The sequence below is a fragment of the Vibrio algarum genome (assembly GCF_028204155.1).
GTDB lineage: Bacteria > Pseudomonadota > Gammaproteobacteria > Enterobacterales > Vibrionaceae > Vibrio > Vibrio algarum.
The window spans coordinates 125,950-151,470 of record NZ_JAQLOI010000001.1; the positions used below are offsets into that span (position 1 = coordinate 125,950).

Annotated in this window: 18 protein-coding genes, 6 tRNA genes and 4 pseudogenes; 10 read left to right on the forward strand and 18 right to left on the reverse strand. The window is 41.6% G+C overall.

What is annotated here, in order from left to right; genetic code table 11:
- Positions 1-30 precede the first annotated feature (30 nt).
- From hflX to tsaE, 6 genes and pseudogenes are all read right to left on the reverse strand, one after another.
- Positions 31-1,319 (reverse strand): annotated as a pseudogene (hflX, locus tag PGX00_RS00665) (ribosome rescue GTPase HflX).
- Positions 1,320-1,351: 32 nt separating this feature from the next.
- Positions 1,352-1,618 carry an RNA chaperone Hfq gene (gene hfq / locus PGX00_RS00670; protein ID WP_272132020.1) on the reverse strand — a complete coding sequence of 89 codons (267 nt, stop codon included), beginning with the start codon at positions 1,616-1,618 and terminating at the stop codon, positions 1,352-1,354.
- Between the two features lie 172 nt (positions 1,619-1,790).
- A complete protein-coding gene (miaA, locus tag PGX00_RS00675) occupies positions 1,791-2,723 on the reverse strand; it encodes a tRNA (adenosine(37)-N6)-dimethylallyltransferase MiaA (RefSeq protein ID WP_272132022.1) in 933 nt (310 codons plus the stop codon).
- Positions 2,724-2,794: 71 nt separating this feature from the next.
- Positions 2,795-4,738 carry a DNA mismatch repair endonuclease MutL gene (gene mutL, locus PGX00_RS00680; RefSeq protein WP_272132024.1) on the reverse strand — a complete coding sequence of 648 codons (1,944 nt, stop codon included), beginning with the start codon at positions 4,736-4,738 and terminating at the stop codon, positions 2,795-2,797.
- Positions 4,735-6,420 carry an N-acetylmuramoyl-L-alanine amidase gene (locus PGX00_RS00685; protein WP_272137870.1) on the reverse strand — a complete coding sequence of 562 codons (1,686 nt, stop codon included), beginning with the start codon at positions 6,418-6,420 and terminating at the stop codon, positions 4,735-4,737. Before PGX00_RS00685 ends, mutL begins: the two co-directional genes overlap by 4 nt.
- A 32-nt stretch (positions 6,421-6,452) precedes the next feature.
- Positions 6,453-6,917: a tRNA (adenosine(37)-N6)-threonylcarbamoyltransferase complex ATPase subunit type 1 TsaE gene (gene tsaE, locus PGX00_RS00690; protein ID WP_272132026.1), complete on the reverse strand. Its 465-nt coding sequence runs from the start codon at positions 6,915-6,917 to the stop codon at positions 6,453-6,455.
- Between the two features lie 262 nt (positions 6,918-7,179).
- Here tsaE and queG point away from each other — a divergent pair, with 262 nt between their 5' ends.
- Entirely contained in the window at positions 7,180-8,322 is a 1,143-nt protein-coding gene (gene queG, locus PGX00_RS00695) for a tRNA epoxyqueuosine(34) reductase QueG (protein ID WP_272132028.1), read from the forward strand.
- A 570-nt stretch (positions 8,323-8,892) separates the two neighbouring features.
- On the opposite strand, the gene PGX00_RS00700 is transcribed toward queG, so the two are convergent.
- The 7 genes from PGX00_RS00700 to orn all read right to left on the reverse strand — a co-directional run bounded on the left by PGX00_RS00700 (position 8,893) and on the right by orn (position 10,515).
- Positions 8,893-8,969 (reverse strand) — tRNA-Met (locus PGX00_RS00700).
- 97 nt (positions 8,970-9,066) lie between these two features.
- A tRNA-Gly gene (locus tag PGX00_RS00705) sits at positions 9,067-9,142 on the reverse strand.
- Positions 9,143-9,178: 36 nt separating this feature from the next.
- A tRNA-Met gene (locus PGX00_RS00710) sits at positions 9,179-9,255 on the reverse strand.
- Between the two features lie 96 nt (positions 9,256-9,351).
- Positions 9,352-9,427 (reverse strand) — tRNA-Gly (locus tag PGX00_RS00715).
- 36 nt (positions 9,428-9,463) lie between these two features.
- Positions 9,464-9,540 (reverse strand) — tRNA-Met (locus PGX00_RS00720).
- Between the two features lie 113 nt (positions 9,541-9,653).
- A tRNA-Gly gene (locus PGX00_RS00725) sits at positions 9,654-9,729 on the reverse strand.
- Positions 9,730-9,969: 240 nt separating this feature from the next.
- On the reverse strand, positions 9,970-10,515 hold the full coding sequence (gene orn / locus PGX00_RS00730) for an oligoribonuclease (protein WP_272132029.1): 546 nt from the start codon (positions 10,513-10,515) through the stop codon (positions 9,970-9,972).
- Between the two features lie 86 nt (positions 10,516-10,601).
- On the opposite strand from orn, the pseudogene rsgA reads away from it, so the two are divergent.
- The 4 genes and pseudogenes from rsgA to PGX00_RS00750 all read left to right on the forward strand — a co-directional run bounded on the left by rsgA (position 10,602) and on the right by PGX00_RS00750 (position 15,384).
- A pseudogene (rsgA, locus tag PGX00_RS00735) lies at positions 10,602-11,656 on the forward strand (small ribosomal subunit biogenesis GTPase RsgA).
- A gap of 104 nt (positions 11,657-11,760) precedes the next feature.
- Positions 11,761-12,624 (forward strand): archaetidylserine decarboxylase, encoded by an 864-nt coding sequence (asd, locus tag PGX00_RS00740; RefSeq protein ID WP_272132031.1) that lies wholly within the window; start codon positions 11,761-11,763, stop codon positions 12,622-12,624.
- Between the two features lie 308 nt (positions 12,625-12,932).
- Complete coding sequence (locus tag PGX00_RS00745) at positions 12,933-14,351, forward strand: SLC13 family permease (RefSeq protein ID WP_272132032.1); 1,419 nt, start codon at positions 12,933-12,935, stop codon at positions 14,349-14,351.
- A 146-nt stretch (positions 14,352-14,497) separates the two neighbouring features.
- A pseudogene (locus PGX00_RS00750) lies at positions 14,498-15,384 on the forward strand (DMT family transporter).
- Positions 15,385-15,395: 11 nt separating this feature from the next.
- On the opposite strand, the gene epmA reads toward PGX00_RS00750, so the two are convergent.
- Complete coding sequence (gene epmA, locus PGX00_RS00755; RefSeq protein ID WP_272132034.1) at positions 15,396-16,370, reverse strand: elongation factor P--(R)-beta-lysine ligase; 975 nt, start codon at positions 16,368-16,370, stop codon at positions 15,396-15,398.
- Positions 16,371-16,640: 270 nt separating this feature from the next.
- Here epmA and frdA point away from each other — a divergent pair, with 270 nt between their 5' ends.
- From frdA to frdD, 4 genes are read left to right on the forward strand one after another with little or no spacing between them, the layout of a single operon-like run.
- Positions 16,641-18,452 (forward strand): fumarate reductase (quinol) flavoprotein subunit, encoded by a 1,812-nt coding sequence (gene frdA, locus PGX00_RS00760; RefSeq protein ID WP_272132035.1) that lies wholly within the window; start codon positions 16,641-16,643, stop codon positions 18,450-18,452.
- Positions 18,452-19,192 (forward strand): succinate dehydrogenase/fumarate reductase iron-sulfur subunit, encoded by a 741-nt coding sequence (locus PGX00_RS00765; protein ID WP_272132036.1) that lies wholly within the window; start codon positions 18,452-18,454, stop codon positions 19,190-19,192. Before frdA ends, PGX00_RS00765 begins: the two co-directional genes overlap by 1 nt.
- A gap of 2 nt (positions 19,193-19,194) precedes the next feature.
- Positions 19,195-19,578 carry a fumarate reductase subunit FrdC gene (frdC, locus tag PGX00_RS00770; RefSeq protein ID WP_272132038.1) on the forward strand — a complete coding sequence of 128 codons (384 nt, stop codon included), beginning with the start codon at positions 19,195-19,197 and terminating at the stop codon, positions 19,576-19,578.
- A gap of 10 nt (positions 19,579-19,588) precedes the next feature.
- Positions 19,589-19,951 (forward strand): fumarate reductase subunit FrdD, encoded by a 363-nt coding sequence (frdD, locus tag PGX00_RS00775; RefSeq protein ID WP_322107855.1) that lies wholly within the window; start codon positions 19,589-19,591, stop codon positions 19,949-19,951.
- A 69-nt stretch (positions 19,952-20,020) separates the two neighbouring features.
- Here the strand turns inward: frdD and efp are convergent, their stop codons facing one another.
- On the reverse strand, positions 20,021-20,587 hold the full coding sequence (efp, locus tag PGX00_RS00780; RefSeq protein WP_272132040.1) for an elongation factor P: 567 nt from the start codon (positions 20,585-20,587) through the stop codon (positions 20,021-20,023).
- Between the two features lie 35 nt (positions 20,588-20,622).
- Between efp and epmB the strand changes: the two genes are divergently transcribed.
- On the forward strand, positions 20,623-21,663 hold the full coding sequence (gene epmB / locus PGX00_RS00785) for an EF-P beta-lysylation protein EpmB (protein ID WP_272132041.1): 1,041 nt from the start codon (positions 20,623-20,625) through the stop codon (positions 21,661-21,663).
- Positions 21,664-21,805: 142 nt separating this feature from the next.
- Here epmB and PGX00_RS00790 read toward each other — a convergent pair whose 3' ends face one another.
- From PGX00_RS00790 to astA, 3 genes and pseudogenes are all read right to left on the reverse strand, one after another.
- Positions 21,806-22,597: a DUF1338 domain-containing protein gene (locus tag PGX00_RS00790; protein WP_272132044.1), complete on the reverse strand. Its 792-nt coding sequence runs from the start codon at positions 22,595-22,597 to the stop codon at positions 21,806-21,808.
- Positions 22,598-22,975: 378 nt separating this feature from the next.
- Complete coding sequence (gene astD, locus PGX00_RS00795) at positions 22,976-24,433, reverse strand: succinylglutamate-semialdehyde dehydrogenase (protein WP_272132045.1); 1,458 nt, start codon at positions 24,431-24,433, stop codon at positions 22,976-22,978.
- A gap of 47 nt (positions 24,434-24,480) precedes the next feature.
- Positions 24,481-25,499: pseudogene (gene astA / locus PGX00_RS00800) on the reverse strand (arginine N-succinyltransferase).
- Positions 25,500-25,521: the final 22 nt, after the last annotated feature.

Here is a 25,521-nt window from a genome sequence, read left to right on the forward strand (position 1 = left end):
TCATGATATGACGTTATACTGTAGCAGCCTTTAGTGAACAATAAAGTCACCTAAAACTGCCCCTTCTCTTTTTCAAGTCTAGACCAATCTACTTGTTGCATTCGAATATCGATCAATAAGTTACCATCTGTTTCGAATTCTTCGTTCTGAATACTCTTCATTTCAAAGAATGTACTACGAAACCGGCCTTGATACTGTGGCGGAATTCGCAATCGATATTGAACCATCTGGCTTGCCAAACGCTCTGTTAGCGCTTCAAATAAGAGATCGATTCCCTTACCTTCCATTGCCGAAACCCAAACCCTCTGAGGAACACCGTTCTCATCTCGCTCTATGCGAGGGTTCTGATCTTCAAGATTATCCAACTTATTCATTACAATGAGAGATGGCACTTCATCAGCGTCTATCTCTTCTAATACTACATCGACCGCGTGTATGTTCTCACGAAAACGGTCATCACTAGCATCAACAACATGTAACAAAATGTCAGCTTCTTGTGTTTCTTGCAGTGTTGCTTTAAAGGCTGCTACTAGATCATGGGGGAGATGTCGGATAAAACCAACCGTATCAGCTAAAATAGCTGACCCAACGTCCATTAATTCGATTTTACGCAGCGTTGGGTCTAACGTTGCAAACAATTGATCTGCAGCATAAACACCCGCTTCTGTAATTCGGTTAAATAACGTCGACTTTCCCGCATTGGTATAGCCTACAAGTGAGATTGTAGGGATTTCTGCTCGGTTTCTTGCACGCCGACCTTGTTCTCGTTGTTTAGACACTTTCTCTAAACGACGTAATATCGCTTTAATCCTATCACGCAGTAACCGTCTATCTGTCTCTAACTGTGTTTCACCCGGACCACGTAAACCGATACCACCTTTCTGTCGCTCTAAGTGAGTCCAGCCACGAATAAGTCGAGTCGAAAGATGACGAAGCTGTGCTAGCTCTACTTGCATCTTACCTTCATGGGTTCGAGCTCGTTGAGCAAAAATATCGAGTATAAGACCGGTACGGTCCACAACTCGACACTGGCACAGTAGTTCAAGGTTTCTTTCTTGGGCTGGAGAGAGTGCGTGATTAAAAATCACAATTTCAGCACCAGTTAACTGCACAGCCTGCGCAATTTCTTGGGCTTTACCTTCACCAACATAGTATTTTGAGTGTGGGGCCTGTCTGCTACCAGTAATTACTTGTAGCGTATTGACTCCAGCAGAAGATACTAGCATTTCACATTCGCTAAGATCTTCCCACTCACCTTCTTGCGTGAAGTTGATATGAACAAGGATAGCCTGTTCACCGGCTTCATAACGGTCAAACAAGCCATCAACCCCTTACTTTAAATTCGATATTATTAATCGTCTGATTTCTCTTGTGGTCGGTCGCCTTGTGGACGATCTGTGTTTGTATGATGAGTTACTGCACGAGCAGGAACTACAGTAGAAATTGCATGCTTATATACCATCTGATTGACAGTATTTTTCAAAAGTATAACAAACTGGTCGAAAGATTCGATTTGACCTTGAAGTTTGATACCGTTCACTAGATAAATTGAAACAGGCACGCGTTCACGACGTAGCGCGTTTAAGAATGGGTCTTGTAAAGATTGCCCCTTAGCCATTTTATTTTCCTTATTTTGTTTGTTGTTGTAATTATTTAGCTATTGGTGCTGTTTTTGCCTCTGAGCTAAATGAACCAAATAGGTCTTACCCTCTTTTGCTTATATCCTTTTAAGCTATAGCTCAATAAAGTAAGACTTTCACGCAAAAACGATCACATTATACACAGCATTTTTAGTTTGAGGCTATTTCGTTAGAGATAATCTCAAATGCTTCATTTATGTTCTCGCTATCTAACCAAGTTAAATTATCCCAGCTGCGTAACCAGGTAATCTGTCGCTTGGCCAATTGACGAGTTGCACAGACACCGCGAAAAACCGCTTCGTCTAAACTGCTATTCCCGTCTAAATAATCCCACATCTGTCGGTAACCAACACATCGAATTGATGGTAAATCTACATGAAGATCTTTTCGAGCATAGAGTGCTTTCATTTCTTCTTCAAACCCTGCGTCGATCATTTTTTCAAATCTAAGCTCGATACGACGATGCAATTCAGCCCTTTCCTTGGGAGATATAGCAAACTGTTTAACATTATAAGGGAGAGGTTCTCCTTTTATTTTAGTCAGTTCCGTTAAAGTTTTACCTGAAATTCGATAAACTTCCAATGCCCTTGATAACCTTTGAGGATCATTTGGGTGGATTCTTTGCGCAGATACGGGATCAAGGTCTCGTAATTGCTGATGCAGCGCCTCCCAACCAAGCACATTTGCTTCTTCTTCAATCTGCTGCCTAATCGCTTGATCTGCAGCAGGTAATGGAGAAAGCCCTTCTAATAGAGCCTTATAATAGAGCATAGTTCCCCCTACGAGCAGGGGAATTTTACCTTCAGCAACAATATCGCTCATTTCTTTCAGTGCATCTCGCCTAAAATCCGCGGCGGAATAAGCCTCTACAGGATCGAGAATATCGATTAATCTATGTGGAGCTTGAGCTTGCTCTTGTGCGTCCGGCTTAGCGGTACCAATATCCATTCCTTTATAGATAAGCGCTGAGTCAACGCTGATTATCTCGACAGGGAATTTTTGTCTTAGTTTTATTGCTAATTCTGTTTTACCAGATGCTGTTGGTCCCATCAAGAATAGCGCTAAGGGTAATTCATTATTCATTATAAAGATGCATTCATTATTGAGTGCTCGTTTCAAAGCACATTAATTTGGTCAAACTATGTCTATAGATATTATACGTTTTTAGTAAACATAGAAATTGTAGTATTGAAACTAACAGACTGGACAAAAGTTGAGTCATGGAAGGGTAATTTCCCTTCCCATAATTGCTCTAATTCTGATAAAAGCTGTATACCTTCAGATAAAGTGTAGCTGCTTTTTACTTGAGTAATTTCATCAGCCAACCAATTCGCGATATCTGAAGCAGATAAAACACCGTCATTCTGAGCTAAGTACGATAACAGATTGGGAACAACTTGCTGCAAGTTTTGTTGACGCAAAGGCTGAGGTACCCCCATAACCATAATATTAGCGTTGTTTTTTTCTTTAAGCTGCAACGCCAATAGAGCAAACAAGTCTTGGTATTTTCTACATGTCTCCATATCTTGTTTGGTGATCTTTATAGATAGTGGCACTAACAGCGGTTGTGCCGTTAGTTGATGTTTAGATGTTTGCAATTGCCCGTAGATCCGATACCACTCCGCCTTTACAAGTGAGATAAGCACTTCACCAACATCAGATTGAGTCAGTAAGTATTGTTGTTCTACAATTGAAAATGCCTTCCCTATAGAGCTGATTGGTTTTTTATTTGATGATACCTTTATCTCTGGTTCAATCAGACTCGATTTAACAGGCACTACGTCAGGAGTGGCTAATAATTCTTTATAGGCTTGTACTTCTTGATTTGTTGGTCTGGCTTCTTGTTTTTTGTTCTCCGAACGTGGACGTTTCGCTCTATTAGACTCTGCTTTTAAAGACTCAATCCAACTTTTATTGGGTTGTTCATCTGGTATTTTCGTGCATTTAGGCTCTACTGCCTCTGAAGCAAATTTGTTTTTATAATCTTGCCTTCCTGGGTACGACGGAATACTTTCGACCGCTTCCATTATTTGGTTTTTAACAGGTTCAACTAGTTCGGTATGGTATGCCGATTCAGAAGCCTTAGGTTCATCTACGTAAAGACTTTGTGCCAATGAATCTGACAACGCTTGGTAAATAAAATCATGTACTAAACGACCTTGATGAAAACGAACCTCATGCTTAGCTGGGTGTACGTTAACATCTACCTGATGAGGATCAATTTCAATAAAAAGAACATAACAAGCAAACTGCTCAGGGCGCAGGCTGCTTGAATAACTTTGTCGAATAGCGTGATTAATCAGTTTATCGCGCATCATTCGACCATTCACATAACAATACTGAAGATCGCTTTGCTGTCTTGCCCCTTCCGGAGAGGTAATCCAACCATGTAAGCGTAAGCCGTTATGTTCTAATTCGATATTAAGCATATGTCGAACAAATGCCGCACCGCATACCGCAGAGATTCTCTTTTCAGTTTGAATTGCATTTTTAGCCGCACGATATTGACGTACTGACTTACCGTTATGCTTTAAATTGATGGTGACATCGAATCGACTTAGAGCAATGCGTTTAAGTAGTTCATCAATATGAGTAAATTCGGTCTTGTCTGTGCGTAGAAATTTACGTCGAGCAGGGGTGTTAAAGAACAGATCTAAAACCTCAACCGTAGAACCAATTGGATGTGCTGTCGGTTGCAATTTCACTTGCATATCGCGGCCTTCACTATATGCAGACCATGCTTGCTCTTGAGTAGCGGTTCGAGACGTCAAAGTTAGTCGAGATACTGCGCTGATACTAGCTAAAGCCTCACCACGAAACCCAAGGCTCATTATCGCTTCTAGATCATCAAGGGTATGTATTTTTGATGTGGCATGGCGACTAAGCGCCAAAGCTAATTCGTCTTTAACAATACCTTTGCCATTATCACGAACACGTATTAATTTGCTGCCACCTTTCTCGATATCAATATCGATTCGAGTCGCACCAGAATCTAAGCTATTCTCTACTAGCTCTTTTACAACAGAAGCTGGCCTTTCAACGACTTCACCGGCAGCGATTTGGTTTGCCAAACGCGCTGGCAGAATTTTTATCGTCATTTGTTCGGTATTAACAGTAATTGGCCAACAGCCAAGTTATCAGAGCGTAACTTATTCGTTTTTCTTATACCATCAACAGTAACGCCATATTTTTTGGCTATTTTACTCAAAAACTCACCTTTTGCGACCTTATGCTTACGGACGGGTAAGTCCTTAAGCTTGACGGTAATTTTTAATTTTTGACCAACCCACAGCGTCTCACGCTTCAAGTTATTTTGTTGTTTGATGCTACTAACTGAAACTTTATATTTATTCGCAATTTTGCCTAAATACTCTCCAGACTGAACAGTATGTGTAATCGCTTCCGTTTCTACCGGGTTACTCGTTTTAGCGATCACTATCGGTTTATTATTTCCCGGAATTATAAGTACCTGCCCTATTCGTAACCCTGAACTCTTCAAGTTATTAGATTTCATGATCGCCTGAGTAGAAGAACGATATTTTTTAGCGATAGCGGAAAGTGAATCACCTTTGACTACTTTGTGTTTCTGAGCCGTTCTGCGCTGAGCGAACAATGTACCTTCTGGTGGATTCGCCTCAAAATACTGAACAATAGACTTAGACAAAGCTCTAGCCAATTTATCTTGATGGCTTCTTTGGAAAAGCAATTTCTCTTCAGTCGGGTTAGATATAAACCCCGTTTCAACCAATACTGAAGGAATATCAGGTGACTTTAGAACCGCTAAACTCGCGTGAACTGGCTCTTTCTTGTGTAGACGTGTGACTTTACCCATTTCTTTTAGGATATTTGTAGCCACTTTATAGCCTTCTTTTTGAGAATGACTAAATTGAAGATCTAACAATGTTTGGCTTACATTTTTATCTGTATTTGTTTTCGCTAAAACCTCTCCTGCTCCGCCTAACAACTCTGATTGTTCTTCATGTTTTTCTACCCAACGAGATATTTCCGTATTGGCTCTACGAGTATTAAGCACAAAAACAGAAGCCCCTCTAGGCTTGGAGGAACTAAAGCTATCAGCGTGTACAGAAACAAGTAGATGCGCTTTACTGCGTCGTGCGATATCGGAGCGCTTATTAAGATTCACAAAATAATCACCATTGCGAGTCATTACCGCTTTTACTCCCGGCACACTATTAAGTTGTTCTGCCATTTTTCGAGAAATACTCAGTGTTGCGTGTTTTTCATATTTCTTCGTTGGTCCTATAGAACCTGGATCTTCACCGCCGTGTCCCGCATCTATCGCAACAATAATATCTGCATTCCCAGAGAATTGAGAAGCATCTTTACTGACCGCGCTTGTGGAAGCGTTACTTGTTGGCTGAGCATCTTGAGATTTAGATGTTGATGAATGTGGCATATCAATTACAAGGCGATGCCCATACTGACCACCAGGAGTTGGTTTTAATTTGAAAAGTTCGGGAGTCACCTTTGTTTTTAACTCAAAAACCAAACGATACGTACCTTTAGAAGGTGCACCGCTACTCCTGATTTTTGTCAGAACCTTGCTATCTTTAACAGAGATAGGGAGTTTAGCGTTAAGATTAGTATTTTTTAAATCGACGACGACGCGATATGGGCTAGATAGCGTGAAATAGCTAAAGTCTGCCTCTGATTTAAGATCAATAACGACTCTAGTTTCATCTGGCGAGGGCCAAATACGTACACTTTCCAACTCATTAGAAAACGCACTAGACGTCACTAGAAGTAGTAAACTGATAATGAGTAAATAAAAGTTTTTAGCTTGCTTACAAATCAAGACAACTCCAAACGATTCAGCAATAATTTTCCATAGTCACTATTTGCTTCTAAAAGGGCTGTTCTCTGCTCTCCTAGATAACGCAATTCGATATCTAAATCTGCTTGAGGCAGTAAACCTACCCCTTTTTCAGGCCATTCAACCAAACAGATTGCGTCAGGTGTAAAATAGTCTCTAATTCCCATAAACTCTAACTCTTCTGGGTCAGACAAACGATAGAGGTCAAAGTGATAAACCTGCCAAGCTTCTAACTGATAAGGCTCTACCAATGTGTACGTAGGGCTTTTCACATTACCTTTATGACCAAGAGCTCGAACAAATCCACGACTAAAGGTTGTTTTACCTGCTCCTAAATCACCATGCAGATAGATAGTGGTTTGTTTTGAACATAATTGTGCAAGCTTACGACCCATTTCGATGGTAGCTTGTTCGTCTACTAAATTAAATTGTTTTGTATTCATATTAAACTTTAAGTCGATAGAGATGATTATAGGCTGCATCTAAACAGGCTCGATTTTTTACCTAATCAGAAAGCGCTTTTCAACTATATAAAAATCATAAGGTTCAGAATAGTAAACCGTGTTTGATCTGAGAGACAAGACCTGAAAGGAAAAGAATTGAAAAGTTCACTACTTTTCCTTTGTCTTACCTTACCTCAGTTGAATAGCTCTATCATGTTAATTCAGGTAAAATTGCTAATCCTTCATCTATCTAAACACTCCTATGAACTACCTAGCTTTAGCAAAACAAATCAAACAGTGGGGCAAAGAGCTTGGCTTCCAACAAATAGGTATCTGCGATATTGACTTATCTCAACATGAGCAAGCAATGCTTAATTGGTTGAAAGCTGGATATCATGGAGAGATGGAATGGATGTCACGCCATGGCACAATGCGTTCTCGTCCAGACGAACTTCTTCCCGGGACGACACGTGTAATCAGTGTACGAATGGACTACCTGCCTCCAGAAGCTAAGTTTGCTAGTAATCTCAATAACCCTAACCAAGCCTACATAAGTCGCTATTCCTTGGGCCGCGATTATCATAAGTTGGTAAGGAATAAGCTTAATCAGTTAGGCAAGTTGATCGAATCTGAAGTAGGAACGATGGGTTATCGCCCTTTTGTCGATTCTGCACCAATATTAGAACGACCTTTAGCAGAGAAAGCCGGTATCGGCTGGACTGGAAAGCATTCTCTTATTATTAACAAATCGGCAGGTTCGTGGTTTTTCTTAGGTGAACTTCTTGTCGACCTACCTCTGCCAGTCGACGATGTCATCGAAAATGAATGTGGTAAATGCACCGCATGCATCTCTTCTTGCCCAACTCAAGCCATTGTTGCCGATGGGGTGGTCGATTCAAGAAAATGCATCTCCTACCTTACCATTGAATATGATGGTGTTATTCCAATGGAATATCGAAAAGCAATGGGTAATCGTATTTATGGGTGCGATGATTGTCAGCTTGTTTGCCCATGGAATCGATTTTCTGATTTAACCAAGCAAAAAGACTTTCATCGTAGAGCTTATCTAGAATCACCTGATTTATTAACTCTGTTTTCATGGAGCGAGAAAGAATTTCTTAAATATATGGAAGGTTCTGCTATACGCCGCATTGGGTATATTCAATGGCTACGTAATATTTCTATTGCTCTTGGTAACGCTCCATTTTCTCAAGATATTCTCTTAGCACTAGAGGAAAAGATAGGGCTAACACCGATGTTAGATGTGCATTTACATTGGGCAATGGAAGAACAAATGAAACACGTGCCAGGCCACAGTACAACAAACGAACAGCTATCAACGCCAACTAATAAAACAAAGCGTCTGATAAGAATTGTACAAAAAGGACTACCAAGGGACGCCTAACTTAAAATACTTACCTGAGATCTTATTTAATATCGTTCGTAAAATTAAAAATGTGGAAAAAAGTGTTTCACTCCCACCAAAACATTTCGATTGAGAAAGTTAAACACAAATCAGATAAATGACGAGGATCAATAAACAATAAGTTAACGATCTTTTTTTAAAAGTAAAAGTAGCAAGGAGCACAAATAAAAGCTTAACAAACAACGAGTTAATCATTTACCCTCGCTTGTGTTATTTATTTTACTTTGCAGAGGATCTTGCGGTTTATTGGCTTTTTTATAGCGCAGAATACTTTTATTCACTAGGTTATCCACAGATAAGAATAAGTGGATAACTCTGTTGATTACTTTTCCAAAATGATACGGAACGTCCACTCTGCTTAAGTTTTAGCAGTGGAAAAAATAGCAATGTATAAACTAATACAATATTTTTTTGGGGAGTAATGCTTCACAGCATTAAAGAAAAGAGCAATTGAAAGTGGCTAGAATAACCAGATGTTTATCTGGTGACATAACCATCGATGAGTAGAGGAATATGACGTGAAGTCTCTCAAACTATCGATTTGAAAATTGGTTGCGGGGGCCGGATTTGAACCGACGACCTTCGGGTTATGAGCCCGACGAGCTACCAAGCTGCTCCACCCCGCGTCCGTATACTTTTTACTTATAAAGAGCTTACTTATAAAAAAGCATCACCGTTGAGTACCGTGAGAACTATTTATCATCAACAAGTGATGATTGAATTTGGAGCGACACATCGGGTTCGAACCGATGACCTCAACCTTGGCAAGGTTGCGCTCTACCAACTGAGCTAGTGTCGCGTCATTAAACTGATAAGCAATCAATCTAATTAAAATTGGTTGCGGGGGCCGGATTTGAACCGACGACCTTCGGGTTATGAGCCCGACGAGCTACCAAGCTGCTCCACCCCGCGTCCGTATACTTTTGCTTATAAAGAGTTTATTTATAAAAAAGCATCACCGTTAAGTACCGTGAGAACTACTTATCATCAACAAGTGATGATTGAATCTGGAGCGACACATCGGGTTCGAACCGATGACCTCAACCTTGGCAAGGTTGCGCTCTACCAACTGAGCTAGTGTCGCATCATTAAACTGATAAGCAATCAATTTAATTAAAATTGGTTGCGGGGGCCGGATTTGAACCGACGACCTTCGGGTTATGAGCCCGACGAGCTACCAAGCTGCTCCACCCCGCGTCCGTATACTTTTACTTATAAAACAATTTACTTATAAAGTAATTCACTTATAAAAAAGCATCACCGTTAAGTACCGTGAGAACTATTTACCATCAATAAATGATGATTGAATCTGGAGCGACACATCGGGTTCGAACCGATGACCTCAACCTTGGCAAGGTTGCGCTCTACCAACTGAGCTAGTGTCGCATTCTGTACGTCTTTCGTCGTTCAGGGGTGCGAATTATAAGAGCATTTTTTTGTGATGCAAGTCCTTATTACAAAAAAATTCATTTTCTTGCTGTTTGGTGAAAAATGAATCAATAAAACAGAAAAAGCATCGGTTTTTGTTACTAACGATTTAGAAATTAATAAATTGCAACTGAAAAATCATAATTTTTACACCACTTTCGAATGAACGAAAGGGTGTAAATAAGCAATGATTTTTCATTAAATAGAGAAAATTGTACTTCTGTAATATTTTAACTCTGCTATCGACTCTTTAATATCGTCCAAGGCTAAATGACTACCGGTTTTCTCAAAACCATCCAAAACTTCTGGCTTCCAACGGCGAGTAAGCTCTTTCAAAGTGCTCACATCAATATAACGATAATGAAAATATTCTTCCAACACTGGCATATGCTTATATAGAAAACGCCTATCCTGACCTATGCTATTTCCACAAATAGGTGATTTCCCTTTAGGCACCCATTTCTCTAAAAACTCGATAGTTTGCTTTATTGCTTCATCTTCATCTATCTCGCTAGCGGTAACACGAGCAACCAAGCCGCTATTAGTGTGGGTATTGGTACACCAATCATCCATTTTTTCTAGTTCTTGGTCTGATTGATGAATCGCAAGTACAGGGCCTTGAGCAAGAATGTTCAACTCGCTATCTGTAACAATTGTCGCTATTTCAATGATCTTGTGTTGTTCCGGGTCTAAACCCGTCATTTCAAGATCGACCCAAATTAAGTTTTGATCGCTGAATGACATAGATGAATTGCCTATTTTGCTTGTAAAAGAGGTATCATACTCGTCCGAATGATAGTGATAAAGCCTAGAATGAGCTAAAGGTAAACGTGGCAAAGAAGAAAAAGCTAACCAAAGGTCAGGTTCGACGTGTTCGTTCCAACCAAAGCAAAAGGCTAAAAAAGAAGATTCCGTCCAATGGGACGAAGAAATGCTTGGAACAACGAAAGTAGGTCTCGTCATAACTCGTTTTGGTCAACACGCTGATATTGAAGACATAGAAACCAAAGAGATCCATCGATGTAATCTACGTAGGGGCATTGAAAGCTTGGTGTCTGGCGACAAAGTGATTTGGCGTGCTGGTCTTGAATCTATGGCGGGGATTTCTGGTGTAGTAGAAGCCGTAGAACCTCGAACGTCTGTTTTAACTCGGCCGGATTACTATGATGGCTTAAAACCAGTAGCTGCCAACGTCGACCAAATGGTTATCGTCTCCTCTGTTTTGCCTGAATTGTCTCTTAATATTATTGATCGATACTTAATCGCGTCTGAAACATTAAAGATATCGCCTCTCATTGTACTGAACAAAATTGATCTTCTAAATGAAAAACAGATAGAAGAGTATAAATCTCAGTTACAAACCTATGAGAAAATTGGCTATAAAGTCCTATTCGTCAGCAAAGAATCCGGCTATGGCATTGATGCTTTTGAGGCAGAATTAACAAATCGTATTAACGTATTTGTTGGCCAGTCTGGCGTTGGTAAATCTAGCTTAGTCAATGCTCTGATGCCCGACGTCGGCATAGAAGAAGGCGCAGTATCTTCTAACTCTGGTTTGGGACAACATACTACCACGGCAGCTCGTCTGTACCATATAACAACCGGAGGCGACCTGATCGACTCTCCAGGAATTAGAGAGTTCGGCTTGTGGCATTTAGAATCAGATGAAGTCACTGAAGCTTTTGTTGAATTTAGGCCTCATCTAGGAGGTTGTAAGTTTAGAGATTGCAAACATCTTGATGATCCAGGTTGCATACTCAGAGAGGCTGTAGAAACCGGTGAAATAAGCCGAGAACGCTTCAACAGTTACCATCGCATCCTTGAAAGCATGGGAGAGAATAAAGCCAACCGACAATATTCTCGAAGCAAAAAAGCAGATTTATAAAAACTGACAACCTTTAACGGATTAAGTAGAATTTACCGTTAAAGCGGTATGTAGTGATTTGACAAAAGATGGGTTCTAGCCCAAATAATGAGTTCTAAAAAGACATGACTTTATCAGATAAAATTAAAATTTGGTTTCAACTGTGGGCACCTAAGCACGCCATAACACGTGTCGTAGGTAAATTGGCATCAGCTAAGTTAGGTGGCTTTACGACCGCCATTATCAAACTGTTTATTAAACAATATAAGATAAATATGAGTGAAGCACTGCACTCCGATCCTGCTTACTTTAAAACATTCAACGACTTCTTTGTACGTGAACTTAAAGCTGATGCACGTCCACTCGTAGAAGATGACAAGGTTATTACTCACCCTGCAGACGCTTGTGTCAGTCAATTCGGCCCGATAGAAGATGGTCAGTTAATTCAGGCAAAAGCCCATAATTATTCTGCACAAGAGCTGCTTGGGGGCGATGCCTCATTATATGAAGAATTCAAAGATGGGCGCTTTGCGACTCTCTATCTTTCACCAAGTGATTATCACCGTGTCCATATGCCATGTGATGGCGTGCTACGCAAGATGATCTATGTCCCTGGTGACTTATATTCAGTGAACCCATTAACAGCTGAAAATATCCCCAATTTATTTGCTCGCAATGAACGAGTTGTCTGTATTTTTGACACCGAGTTTGGTCCAATGGCACAAATTTTAGTGGGTGCGACCATTGTGGGTAGTATAGAACTTATCTGGACAGGTACCGTCACCCCCCGTGGGAATACCGTTTATAACTGGAATTATCCTGCTAAAGGCAGTACTGCGGTTGTATTGAAAAAAGGTGAGGAAATGGGTCGGTTTAAACTCGGCTCAACAGTCATTAACTTATTTGCTAAAGATGCTATCGAATTTGATGACAGTATGACGAACGGTGAGCCAACTAAACTTGGTACTGCATACGCAACAATCAATTAACGGCAACATTATTATTTGTCGGGGACACTGAGTAAGGTGATCTCCGGCAGCAATTGTTATTTCATTTTCAAACCGCTTCTTTGTCCATCGGACTAATATTTTTTCTCATTATTTGACCAAAGACAAATCCAGAACAGAAAATCCCCACTTCATCTTCAAAACCCCATACTGATCTTAGTAACCAAAAACCGCTTACTTTATGCTAGCTTGCAGACACTTTTAAACTTTCTGCCTTAAGCTATGTGCAAAATAGAAAAATGAAAAATCAAACTTAGCAGCAAGGTAACACTTATGGGGTTATACGTGAGATGAAGAAAAAATTTGATTACGGGATATTGATAAAGCTGCTCATTTGCTTTGCCATTCCTTCATTTGTGCTCATGCTACCGATAGACCTGATTCCGATAGATAATCTAACCTTAATACAACATAGGCTACTTGCCATCTTTCTTCTCGCCGCGTTGTTGTGGGTACTTGAGCCCGTTCCTGTCTTCGCCACTTCTATCTTAATCATTGCCTTAGAATTGATTATGATATCCAACAAAGGGTTACACCTGTTCCGAACTCCTCCAGAAGGTCATGAACTAGGTGAACTAATGAAATACACGGATATATTTAGTGCTTTTTCATCGCCGATTATCATCTTATTTATGGGGGGCTTTGCATTAGCAATAGCAGCGTCCAAATACGAACTTGATAATAACCTAGCACGTGTTCTATTAAAGCCATTTGGAACAGAACCTCGCTTTATCATGCTTGGTTTAATGCTTATTACCGCTGTGTTTTCAATGTTCATGTCAAATACAGCCACCACGGTAATGATGCTTGCGTTACTTGGTCCAATAGTCGCGTCAGCACCTAAAGGTGATCTTGGCATCAAAGCGTTAGTTTTATGTATTCCTATTGCCGCGAATACCGGTGGTATTGCGACGCCTATTGGTACCCCTCCTAACGCCATCGCTCTGCAATATCTCACCGGAGAAAACAGCATCGACTTTTTATCTTGGATGATGATGGGCCTACCGTTTGTTATTATTCAATTAACGCTAGCTTGGTTCTTATTACAAAAACTATTTCCGTCATCGCAGAAAACAATGACTCTCAAATTAGACGGTACATTTAAGAAAAGTTGGCGCGCTATTGTCGTTTACGTCACCTTTGCGACTACGATATTGCTTTGGATGACGACCAAGGTTCATGGCATGAATACCTATGTAGTTTCAATTATTCCTCTTGCAGTGTTTACCCTAACGGGCATCATGGGAAAAGAGGAGCTTAAGCAAATTAACTGGGACGTATTGTGGCTCGTAGCCGGTGGTATCGCTATTGGTATAGGCTTAGATAAAACGGGTTTGGCGGTAGCTCTAGCGCACGCAATTGACTATAGCGCCTTATCTCCAGTAGCGGTTGTTATCACACTATCTCTCGTCTGTTGGCTCATGGCTAACTTTATGTCTAATACTGCAACAGCAAACTTACTAATGCCTATTGCGGCTGCTATTGGCGCTTCAATGGAGAGTTTATCTACTATCGGCGGGATGCAGGGACTATTGGTTGTCGTCGCATTCTCCGCATCGTTGGGTATGATTTTGCCTGTATCTACTCCACCTAACTCCCTCGCTTATTCTACGGGGCTCATAGAAAGCAAGGATATGGCAAAGACAGGGATTATTATGGGGGTCGTAGGGCTACTTATTGTCTATGCCGCCACGCTTATTATTACTTGATAACACCCTGAATCTTCATTAATTTCCATCCCTAAGCCAGTAGTCTTATCTACTGGCTTTTTTTAATTATTATCCTATTCGATCTAGTTGTTGCTCATTTTTTACGGCATAGTTAACTCAATTCAATTCTACATTTAGAAATCACTATGTCATATGAGTGGCTAGCCCTCGCCGCCGCGTTTTTGTGGGCAATATCCAGCGTTATCTCGGTCGTACCCGCACGCCATTTGGGCGCATTCTCTTACAGCAGATGGCGAATGGGATGCACAGCCGTTATTTTGACCACAATGGCACTGTTTACTGGTGGATGGGCAAGCGTAACTTCAGTACATATAGGCCCAATGGCTTTATCAGGTTTAATCGGTATTTTTATTGGAGATACCGCACTGTTTGCCTGCATGAATAGAATGGGACCAAGACAAGCTGGGCTACTGTTTGCGTGTCATGCTGTCTTTTCTGCCATATTGGGGTACTTTCTTTTCAGTGAGACAATGAGCGCTGTCGAGTTCATTGGTGCCAGCCTGGTTTTTTCCGGCGTCCTTACTGCAATTTTTTTGGTAAGAAAAAACAAGGAGTACATGACTGGGAAGCAATCAAAGGCAATGTATGGATTGGTCTTTCTCTCGGACTTTTAGCGGCTCTGTGTCAGGCCCTTGGGGGGATTATCGCCAAGCCGATAATGCAAACCCATATAGACCCTATTGCAGCATCTGCAATCCGGATGATCGCGGCATTTCTTGCTCATTCTTTATTTAGAGCAACAGGTTCAAAAATAACAAAGCCAAGCAATCCTCTTACGTTAAGAGTATTTGGTATAACCTTTATCAACGGCTTCTTAGCCATGGCCGTTGGAATGACATTAATCCTCTACGCTTTAAGAGACGGAAACGTAGGTATGGTGGCGTTACTCTCATCAACAACCCCTATCATGGTTTTGCCTATTTTATGGTTCTACCTAAAACAGAGACCAAATCGATTCGCTTGGATTGGTGCTTTTATGGCAGTGGTAGGTACTGGAATACTGGTAAGTTAGCCGTCAGAAGACTAGGCTCGAGGAAAAGAAAATGCTGTCACTTCATCAATATGTTGCTTTTCCTGAGCCAGCATCACTAACCTGTCAATACCTAGCGCGACACCGGCACAGGCAGGTAAGCCAGCTTTTAGCGCATCAATTAAATGATAATCAATAGGTTGCATTTCCAATCCCATATCTCGACGTTTTTGATTATCCTCTACGAATCTAGAAAGTTGTTCTTGAGGATCATCCAATTCATGAAATCCATTGGCTAACTCAATACCTTTAAAATAAACCTCAAAACGGTCCGCTACTCTAGGATCGTTGGTATTAATTTTAGCTAAAGCCGCTTGAGAGGCAGGAAAGTCATAGACAAAAGCTGGACTTGTTAAGCCGATTTTGGGTTCCACACCAATGCTAAAAAGCAGTTGAAGCAAAGTATCTCGGTCATGTTCAGGATCAGCGATATCACTTAACCCTAATGAAGAGGCTACCTCTTTCAACTCTTTCATAGAAGCCTGTAACGGGCAGACTTCTAATGAACTCAAAAATGCCTGTTGATAAGTAAGCCGAACCGATGTCCCAACATTAAGCGTTAGTTGCAATAGCTCGTCCATTTCGTCCATTAAATCATGATGATCGAAACCGACTCGATACCATTCCAACATTGTGAATTCGGGATTGTGATAGCGACCATTTTCTTCATTGCGAAAAGACTTACCAATCTGATAAATAGAGCCACTACCAGCTGCCAGCAATCTCTTCATATGAAATTCAGGGCTTGTCATCAGAAACAGCGGTTGCCCATCTGCATAACCGGGGCCGATAAAATCGGTCTTAAAGGTATGTAAGTGAATATCTGTTACGGTTGCATGGCTGATTGCTGGTGTATCCACCTCGAGTACGTCTCTATCGACAAAAAAACGTCTAATGCCTCCAATCAATGTCGCTCGTAATTTGAGCGATTCGATACTTGCACTCGGTTGCCAACTATCATTATTCATATATATAAGCCTATGTAACCCATTGGTATGTATTGAAAATTAAAACCATTAAAAACAACTCAGTGATGGACATCACACATTCAATAAATGACAAGTATACAACCTTATTTCTAAGGTAAAAAACCGTCAATATCAATTTATTCCTGACATTGGTACCGTACACTAGTTTCAGGTCAGAAAATAATTTATAACTAAATACGCATCGAATATAGAGATGAACTAATGTTCATCTCTTATTACTTTGTAAAAAACACACACTGGAGGATAACTGTGCAAATAATAACCACAGATATCGCAGTGATCGGCGCCGGTGGCGCTGGTCTTCGTACTGCAATCGCAGCGGCTGAAGCAAATCCTGAGTTAGAAGTAGCTCTGATTTCTAAAGTCTACCCAATGCGTTCACATACCGTCGCGGCTGAAGGTGGCTCTGCTGCCGTCATCAAAGATGAAGATTCACTCGATAACCACTTTAACGATACCGTTGGTGGTGGTGACTGGCTTTGTGAACAAAATGTGGTCGAATATTTTGTTGAAAACGCAACACGAGAAATGATCCAGATGGAGCAATGGGGTTGTCCATGGAGCCGTAAAGAAAACGGTGAAGTGAACGTCCGTCGCTTTGGTGGAATGAAAGTAGAACGCACATGGTTTGCTGCAGATAAAACTGGCTTCCATATGCTTCATACACTATTCCAAACCTCGATCAAATACAGTCAGATCAAACGTTTTGACGAATATTTCGTGGTGGACTTGCTGGTAGAAAACGATGAAATTCAAGGCTTAGTCGCGATCCACATGTCCGAAGGCGAGCTTGTTACTATCAAAGCAAAATCCGTGGTACTCGCTACTGGTGGTGCAGGACGTGTTTATAACACCAACACCAACGGCGGTATCGTTACTGGTGACGGTATGGCCCTTGCTTATCGTCACGGTGTACCTCTGCGTGATATGGAATTTGTTCAGTATCACCCAACAGGTCTTCCAGGTACGGGCATTTTGATGACTGAAGGTTGTCGTGGTGAAGGCGGCATTATTGTCAATAAAAATGGCTACCGCTACCTACAAGATTACGGAATGGGACCGGAAACACCGGTTGGAGAGCCAAAAAACAAATACATGGAACTCGGCCCTCGCGACAAAGTATCTCAGGCATTCTGGCATGAGCAGCAAAAAGGCAACACCATTGAGCATCCACTTGGCGATGTCGTTCACCTAGACCTAAGACATTTAGGAGAAGAGTATCTTCAGGAACGTCTTCCATTTATTTGTGAGCTATCTAAAGCCTATGTGAATGTTGACCCAGCCAAAGAGCCTATTCCAATTCGTCCAACGGTACACTACACGATGGGTGGTATTGAAACCGACCCGAGTTGTGAAACGAAGATCAAAGGTCTATTCGCTGTTGGTGAGTGTGCATCTTCTGGCTTGCACGGTGCAAACCGTTTAGGGTCAAACTCATTGGCTGAGTTCGTGGTATTTGGCCGTGTTGCCGGTGAAAGTGCCGTCAAACGCGCTGAAGAATTTACTGGTTGGAACGAAGAGTCTATCGACAAGCAAGTGAAAGCGGTAGAAGACCGAATTCAAGTACTGATGAATCAAGAAGGCGACGAAAGTTGGTCTACCATTCGTACTGAAATGGGGCATTCAATGGAAGCCGGTTGTGGTATTTATCGCCGTGAAGACCTCATCGAAGAAACCATCAATAAACTCACAGAGCTTAAAGAGCGTTATAAGAAAATCAGCATTAAAGATAAAGGAAAAGTGTTTAACACTGACCTACTTTATGCAATTGAAATTGGATACGGCCTTGAAGTAGCCGAAGCGATGGCTCACTCCGCGATCCTTCGTCGTGAATCTCGTGGCGCACATCAACGCTTAGATGAAGGTTGTACCGAGCGTGATGATATTAACTACTTGAAACACTCACTGGCTCTATATAACGAAGATAGCGCACCAACGATTGAATATAGCGATGTCACCATCACTAAATCTCAACCTAAGGCTCGCCTGTATGGTGCCGCAGCAGAAGAAGCTGCTGCAAAAGAAGCCGCTGCAGCTAAAGCCGAAGAGGAGCAGAAGTAATGACGGGCACTAGAATTCAAAAAGTCGATATTCTGCGTTATGACCCAGAAAAAGACGCAGAACCGTATACACAAACTTTCGAAGTACCATTCGATGACACAATGTCGGTACTTGACGCACTGGGCTACATCAAAGATAACCTAGATAAAGACCTCTCTTATCGGTGGTCTTGTCGTATGGCTATCTGTGGTTCATGTGGAATGATGGTGAATAACTATCCTAAGCTAGCCTGTAAGACATTTTTACGTGATTACCCTGATGGTCTTTTAATCGAACCATTAGCGAATTTCCCTATCGAAAAAGACTTAATTGTTGATATGACGCCGTTTATCGAACGTCTAGAAGCACTTAAGCCTTATATTTTAGGCAATGACCGCACACCTGAAGATGGTCCTAACAATCAAACACCTGAGCAGATGGCGAAATATAAGCAATTTGCGGCTTGTATCAACTGTGGTCTTTGCTATGCAGCATGTCCTCAGTTTGGTCTGAACCCTGAGTTCCTTGGTCCTGCAGCGATTACCCTTGCCCACCGCTATAACTTAGATAGCCGTGACAATGGTAAAGCCGAGCGTATGGAGCTACTCAATGGTGAAAATGGTGTATGGGGCTGTACGTTTGTAGGCTTCTGCTCTGAAGTTTGTCCTAAGAGCGTCGACCCAGCCGCTGCGGTAAACCAAGGGAAAGTAGAGTCCTCTAAAGACTTTGTGATCGCTATGCTAAAACCTCAGGAGGGCTAAGGATGAGCAACCGTAAACCTTACGTTCGCGAAATGAAAGCAACATGGTGGCAGAAGAGTAACTTCTACCGCATGTATATGATCCGTGAAGCGACAGTATTACCGATTATATTTTTTACATTATGTCTAACCTTTGGTTTAGGCAGCCTAGTTAAGGGTCCTGAATCATGGGAAGCTTGGCTATCCTTTATGGCAAACCCTGTTGTCGTAGCGATTAATATCGTTTCATTAGCAGGAAGCCTGTTCCACGCACAGACATTCTTCACTATGTTCCCACAAGTTATGCCGATCCGTTTGAAAGGCAAACTCGTAGACACGAAGATTATTGTACTTGGTCAGTGGGCTGCAGTTGCTGCTATCTCATTAATCGTACTCATCATTGTATAAGGGGCTCATTGTGGTTAATAAACATCCAAAACGTTCAGACGAGCCCGTATGGTGGGGCTTATTTGGTGCTGGTGGTACTTGGTTTGCAATGATTACCCCGATTACTGTATTGGTAATGGGTATTCTTGCACCGCTAGGGATCATTGATGCAGAAGCGATGAGCTACGAGCGTGTTGCAGACTTTGCAACTAGCTTTATTGGCGCGCTATTTATCATTGGTACATTAGCACTACCAATGTGGCATGCGATGCACCGTGTACACCATGGTATGCACGACTTAAAACTACACACCGGTGTGGTTGGTAAAATTGTTTGCTACTTTATCGCCGCTTTAATTTCAGCGCTGAGTGTGATTTTTATCTTTATGATTTAAGTCTCCATAAGATAAAAAAAGGGATTGATGCTAAAACATCAATCCCTTTTTATTTTTCTAAAATAGAACCTACTTCACTCGACCTACATATTCGCCAGAGCGAGTATCGACCTTAATGACTTCACCAATTTGGATAAACAATGGAACACGAACGACTGCACCAGTTACCAATGTAGCAGGCTTACCACCCGTACCCTGCGTATCACCCTTAAGACCTGGGTCAGTTTCAGTTACTTCAAGCTCTACAAAGTTAGGTGGCGTTACCGTTATAGGGTTACCATTCCACAAAGTGATCATACAAGTGTTATTTTCTACCAACCACTTAGCGCTATCACCTACTGCTTTTACATCCGCTGCAATTTGTTCGAATGTTTCTGAGTTCATAAAGTGGTAGAATTCACCATCTGAGTATAGGTAATCTAGATCGATATCCATCACGTCTGCTTGTTCAAAGCTTTCACCAGACTTAAATGTTTTTTCTAGCACCTTACCAGAAAGGAGTTTACGAATTTTAACACGGTTAAATGCTTGTCCTTTACCTGGTTTTACGTATTCGTTTTCAAGGATTACGCTAGGCTCGTTATCAAGCATTAGCTTAAGACCGCCTTTAAATTCATTAGTGCTAACTGTAGCCATTTTGTCCTCTTAAATTTTCTTCGAGTTAAACTTTAATGTCGCATATCATACCCCGAAAAACCGTCGCTGTTGAGCAAAACTGGCTGAATGAACTAACGAATGCGATCTCAGATCCTCAAATACTATTAAAAAAGCTCGGTATTCCTCTGTCTCAATGGCCTAAAGATAAAAACGGTCAAATAAATTTCACCGCGAGAACAAAGTTCTCACAAAAAGTACCCCAAAGCTTTATCGATAAAATGGAAAAGGGAAACATCCATGACCCGCTTCTTCGCCAAGTGCTGCCTGTTAGTGAAGAATTAGAGATCCATGAAGGCTACTCTTCAGATCCATTAGAGGAGCAAGAGAACGAAAGACCCGGGCTTTTACATAAGTATCGCAACAGAGCTCTACTTATATTAAAAGGGGGTTGTGCTGTTAACTGTCGGTACTGCTTTAGACGACACTTTCCATACAGTGATAACAAAGGCAGTAAAACCGTCTGGCAACAAAGCCTTAATTATATAGCAGAGCACACAGAGCTTAACGAAGTGATATTGTCGGGGGGTGACCCATTAATGGCAAAAGATCATGAATTAGAATGGCTCATTGAGGAACTTAGCCAGATAAACCATATAAAGCGCTTGAGAATTCACTCACGATTGCCTGTTGTCATACCGTCTAGAATAACGGATAAACTCTGCGACCTTTTACGCAGTACAAGATTACAGGTTGTCTTTGTTTCTCATATTAATCATGCCAATGAAATAGATGAGCATCTTGCTTCCGCTGTTCACAAACTAAAACTATCTGGTGTTCACCTTCTCAACCAAGGTGTTCTACTAAAAGGAGTGAACGATAATGCTGATGCTCAAGTAGACCTGAATGAACGGTTATTTGATGTGGGTATACAACCCTATTATTTACATGTGTTAGACAAGGTTCAAGGTGCTGCCCACTTCTATGTTAGCGACCATGATGCAAAGCAGATAATGATAGAAGTGATCGCTCGTGTTTCAGGGTACATCGTACCTAAGCTTACAAGGGAAATAGGCGGTAAACCGAGTAAAACACCCTTAGATTTAGGGTTGGAGTGACACCAATCGATGTACGTTTGCATTTGGTAGTTTAGATCCCCACTTTCGTGGGGATGTCGGAGATTAGAGTGCGAAACGTAGACAAGACGGAGTGAGGTACCTGAGTATGCATAGCGGCATAAAAGGTAATCAATCGCTCATCTTACGTATCTGTACTTTCAAAGATCTTATCGGCAGAAGCCGCAACGAAACCTTGATACAACTCACCGTTGCTCATAGGGTACCTTAAAGCGAATTCATAGAATCCACCGGGAATAACCTGACTTCCACCTGAAAACGATACCGGGACTTTATCTGCCATGGTAGAAGACTGCTCTAACAACACTTCTGCAGAACCTTTTACTTCCCCACCCGATTCATTAATATCAAAACCTGCGACTCTTAAATGGTCATTCACTGCTTTTACACTGGAGAAGGCACTAAGCTGGTTCACGCTCACGGTAAAATGATTCGCACCATAACCATGAGCCGCTAGCCAAGCCGCATATTCGCTCTCTTCGGAGAGCAGCAAATATTCTTCATGGCTAATGTCCCACATACGGCCATTATGGAGAAAATCACTACTGCCTAGTTCTTTAGAATCAACCTGAGCAACCAGTTTTTCAACAATGGATTGTAATTGTGTTGAGCACAACCCTACCTCTAACTGGCTAATAAATACTTTCGGCTGAGTCGTATCAGGATGCTCATAATGCTTTGCCGTCAGGTGTTTACTTTCAAAGATGTAATCACCGCATTCTTTATAGCCAAGGTCCAAAAATGGTTTCGCCAACGTCTCTATTCCTAAAGGAGCCAGAGAAAAGGTACGCAGAGCAATATGGTCATTAATAAGTGACTCATCTTCTTCTAGCAGATCATGTACTTTATCTGCATTAGGACAGAGCCGCTCAATATAATCATTCCATAGTGATTGAAATAAAATACTCGGTGACATGATGCCTCCTTGAGTTATGAATTTTGAGTCTTGAGTCTTGAGTCTTGAGTCTTGAGTCTTGAGTCTTGAGTCTTGAGTCTTGAGTCTTGAGTCTTGAGTCTTGAGTCTTGAGTCTTGAGTCTTGAGTCTTGAGTCTTGAGTCTTGAGTCTTGAGTCTTGAGTCTTGAGTCTTGAGTCTTGAGTCTTGAGTCTTGAGTCTTGAGTCTTGAGTCTTGAGTCTTGAGTCTTGAGTCTTGAGTCTTGAGTCTTGAGTCTTGAGTCTTGAGTCTTGAGTAAAAAATAGCTTTTAAAAACACCAATGCAAATGTTTTTTCAAGATTCGAGAAGCGAAGCGCTCAAGATTCAATTTCTTTCAAATAGCGAAGCGCTCAAAATTCATCAAAGTTTAACGCCAGGACTCAAGGTTGCAGGCAGCAATGTTTCGCTTCCTTCCATAGAGGCCATAGGATAAGCACAGTAATCCGCTGCGTAAAAAGCACTAGGGCGTAAGTTACCCGAAGCACCCGGCCCACCAAATGGTGCATCACCACTTGCGCCGGTTAACTGGCGATTACGATTTACGATCCCAGCTCGAATATGATCGACAAAATATTCCCACTCTTTGTCATCCGTAGAAACTAACCCTGCTGACAATCCAAAACGTGTGTCATTAGCTAGCTCAACCGCTTTCTCTAATCCTTCATAACGGACTACTTGTAGAAGTGGGCCGAAATACTCTTCATCTGGTAGAGCATCTATTTTCGTAACGTCTATTAAGCCCGGTGTAACAAATGCCGCTTTGGTATGCTTTGCTTCAACAATAGAAGTCGCGCCTAGCTCTAATAGATTTGCTTGTGCATTTAAAATGAACTCAGCTGCCTGAATAGAGATTTGCGGGCCCATAAATGGCTGAGGATCAGCGAAAGGCTCATCGACAAGTATATTATTCGTTGCTTCGGTGAGCTTATGAATAAGCGCATCCCCTTTTTCACCAACAGGAACATATAAACGGCGAGCACAAGTACAGCGTTGACCTGCACTGATAAATGCAGACTGTACAATGGTGTAAACCGTTGAATCGAGATCTCCGTAATTTTCAGAAATCACCATAGGGTTATTCCCGCCCATCTCTAAAGCAAGCATTTTGTCCGGTTGACCAGCAAACTGTCGATGGAGAATGTGCCCTGTATTCGCGCTCCCCGTAAATAATAGACCATCAATGCCCTTTGAATCCGCAAGTGCAACACCTGTTTCTTTCGCACCTTGTACAAGGTTAATAACACCAGCAGGTAAGCCCACTTTTTGCCACAGCTTAATAATAAGTTCCGCAGTGGCTGGTGTTTGCTCAGATGGCTTATACACAATCGTATTACCCGCTAAAAGTGCTGGTACCATATGTCCGTTAGGTAAATGAGCAGGGAAATTGTACGGACCAAAGATTGCCATAACGCCTAGAGGTTTGTGACGGAGAACAATCTGATTGTCCCCTACTTCGCGATGAGTTTCGCCAGTACGGTCATGATAAGCACGAATAGAAATAGCGATTTTTCCGGCTACCGCACCCGCTTCTGTTCGAGTTTCCCAAATTGGCTTGCCTGTCTCTTTAGCAATAATTTGAGCTATCTCTTCGCTATTTGCTTTAACCTCTTCCGCAAACGCGAGCACATAAGTTTCACGTTCTGAAAAGCTCAGTTTTTTCCAGTCAATAAATGCAACACGTGCCGCTTTTACAGCCTGCTCTACTTGAGAGACTGTTGCACTATCACCCTGCCAAATAACCTCGCCGTTATACGGCGAGACTGAATCAAATCCGTCACCTTGACCTGCAACCCATTGACCTGCTATCCACTGTCCCATCATTTATCCTTAATCTCTGCGGTTTCTCTTGTACCAATCAACAGTCACTATTGAGTGAGCATTCGAACGTAATCACCATCTTTTACTTCCAATGCACTCGCTACTTCTGGAGATATAAGTACCGTTTCTGACTCATGGTCAAAAGCCCCTTTTGCAGCGGTGCCTCGAAAATTTTCAAAAGAAGTATTAATCATCAAATAGTCTTGTGAACTACTATGCTCTCTCACTTCAACCTTAGCTTTAAATGAATCTCGAACGGACACAATGTTCTGTAAATCACATTCAACCGTCGGACCAGCATCAAAAATATCGACATAATCCCGACAAACAAAGCCTTCTTTTTTCAATAACTTAAGAGCTGGTACAGTATTGTCATGAACCTTTCCAATAACCGCTTGAGCCTCTTTACTTAACAAGTTGATATAAATAGGAAGCTTAGGCATGAGATCCGCAATAAAACCTTTTTTACCGATACCAGTAAGATAATCGGCTAACGTAAAGTCAATTGAGAAAAGTGTTCCTGCAACCATTGCCAGAATGGGGAGTTACCGTCAGCATCGGATACACCGCGCATTTCAGCAAATACAGTTTCAGAAAAACGTTCTGGGTGTTCTGCCATCATCAAAAAGCGACACTTCGACATCAGACGGCCATTTAAGCCACCTCTAAAACTTGGTCGGAGAAAAAGCGTGCAGACTTCAGAGCATCCAGTGTAATTGTTACCAAATGTCAGAAGTTTAACGACGTTATTTACGCCTAATTTGGGGGACGTATGTACTATTTTACTAATATGGTAAGTATAAAAAGGAACATCCCACCCTATAGACGCTTCTATGCCAGTTGTACCACCGATTTCACCCGTCTCTGAATCGTAACCAACCATTAGGTACCCTTCATCTCCAGGTCTGGTTACGTTAGGTTTACTAAAACTATCTACCGAGTTATTTATTCGGTTGGTCAGTAATTCTTCATTAACAGGAAGGGAGGTAAATCCATGTCCAGACTCTACAGCGCAAACATGCAGCGCTTCATAATCTGTCTTTTCTATTGGTCGAACAACCAGCATCTGCAGTACTCCTCGCAGTTAT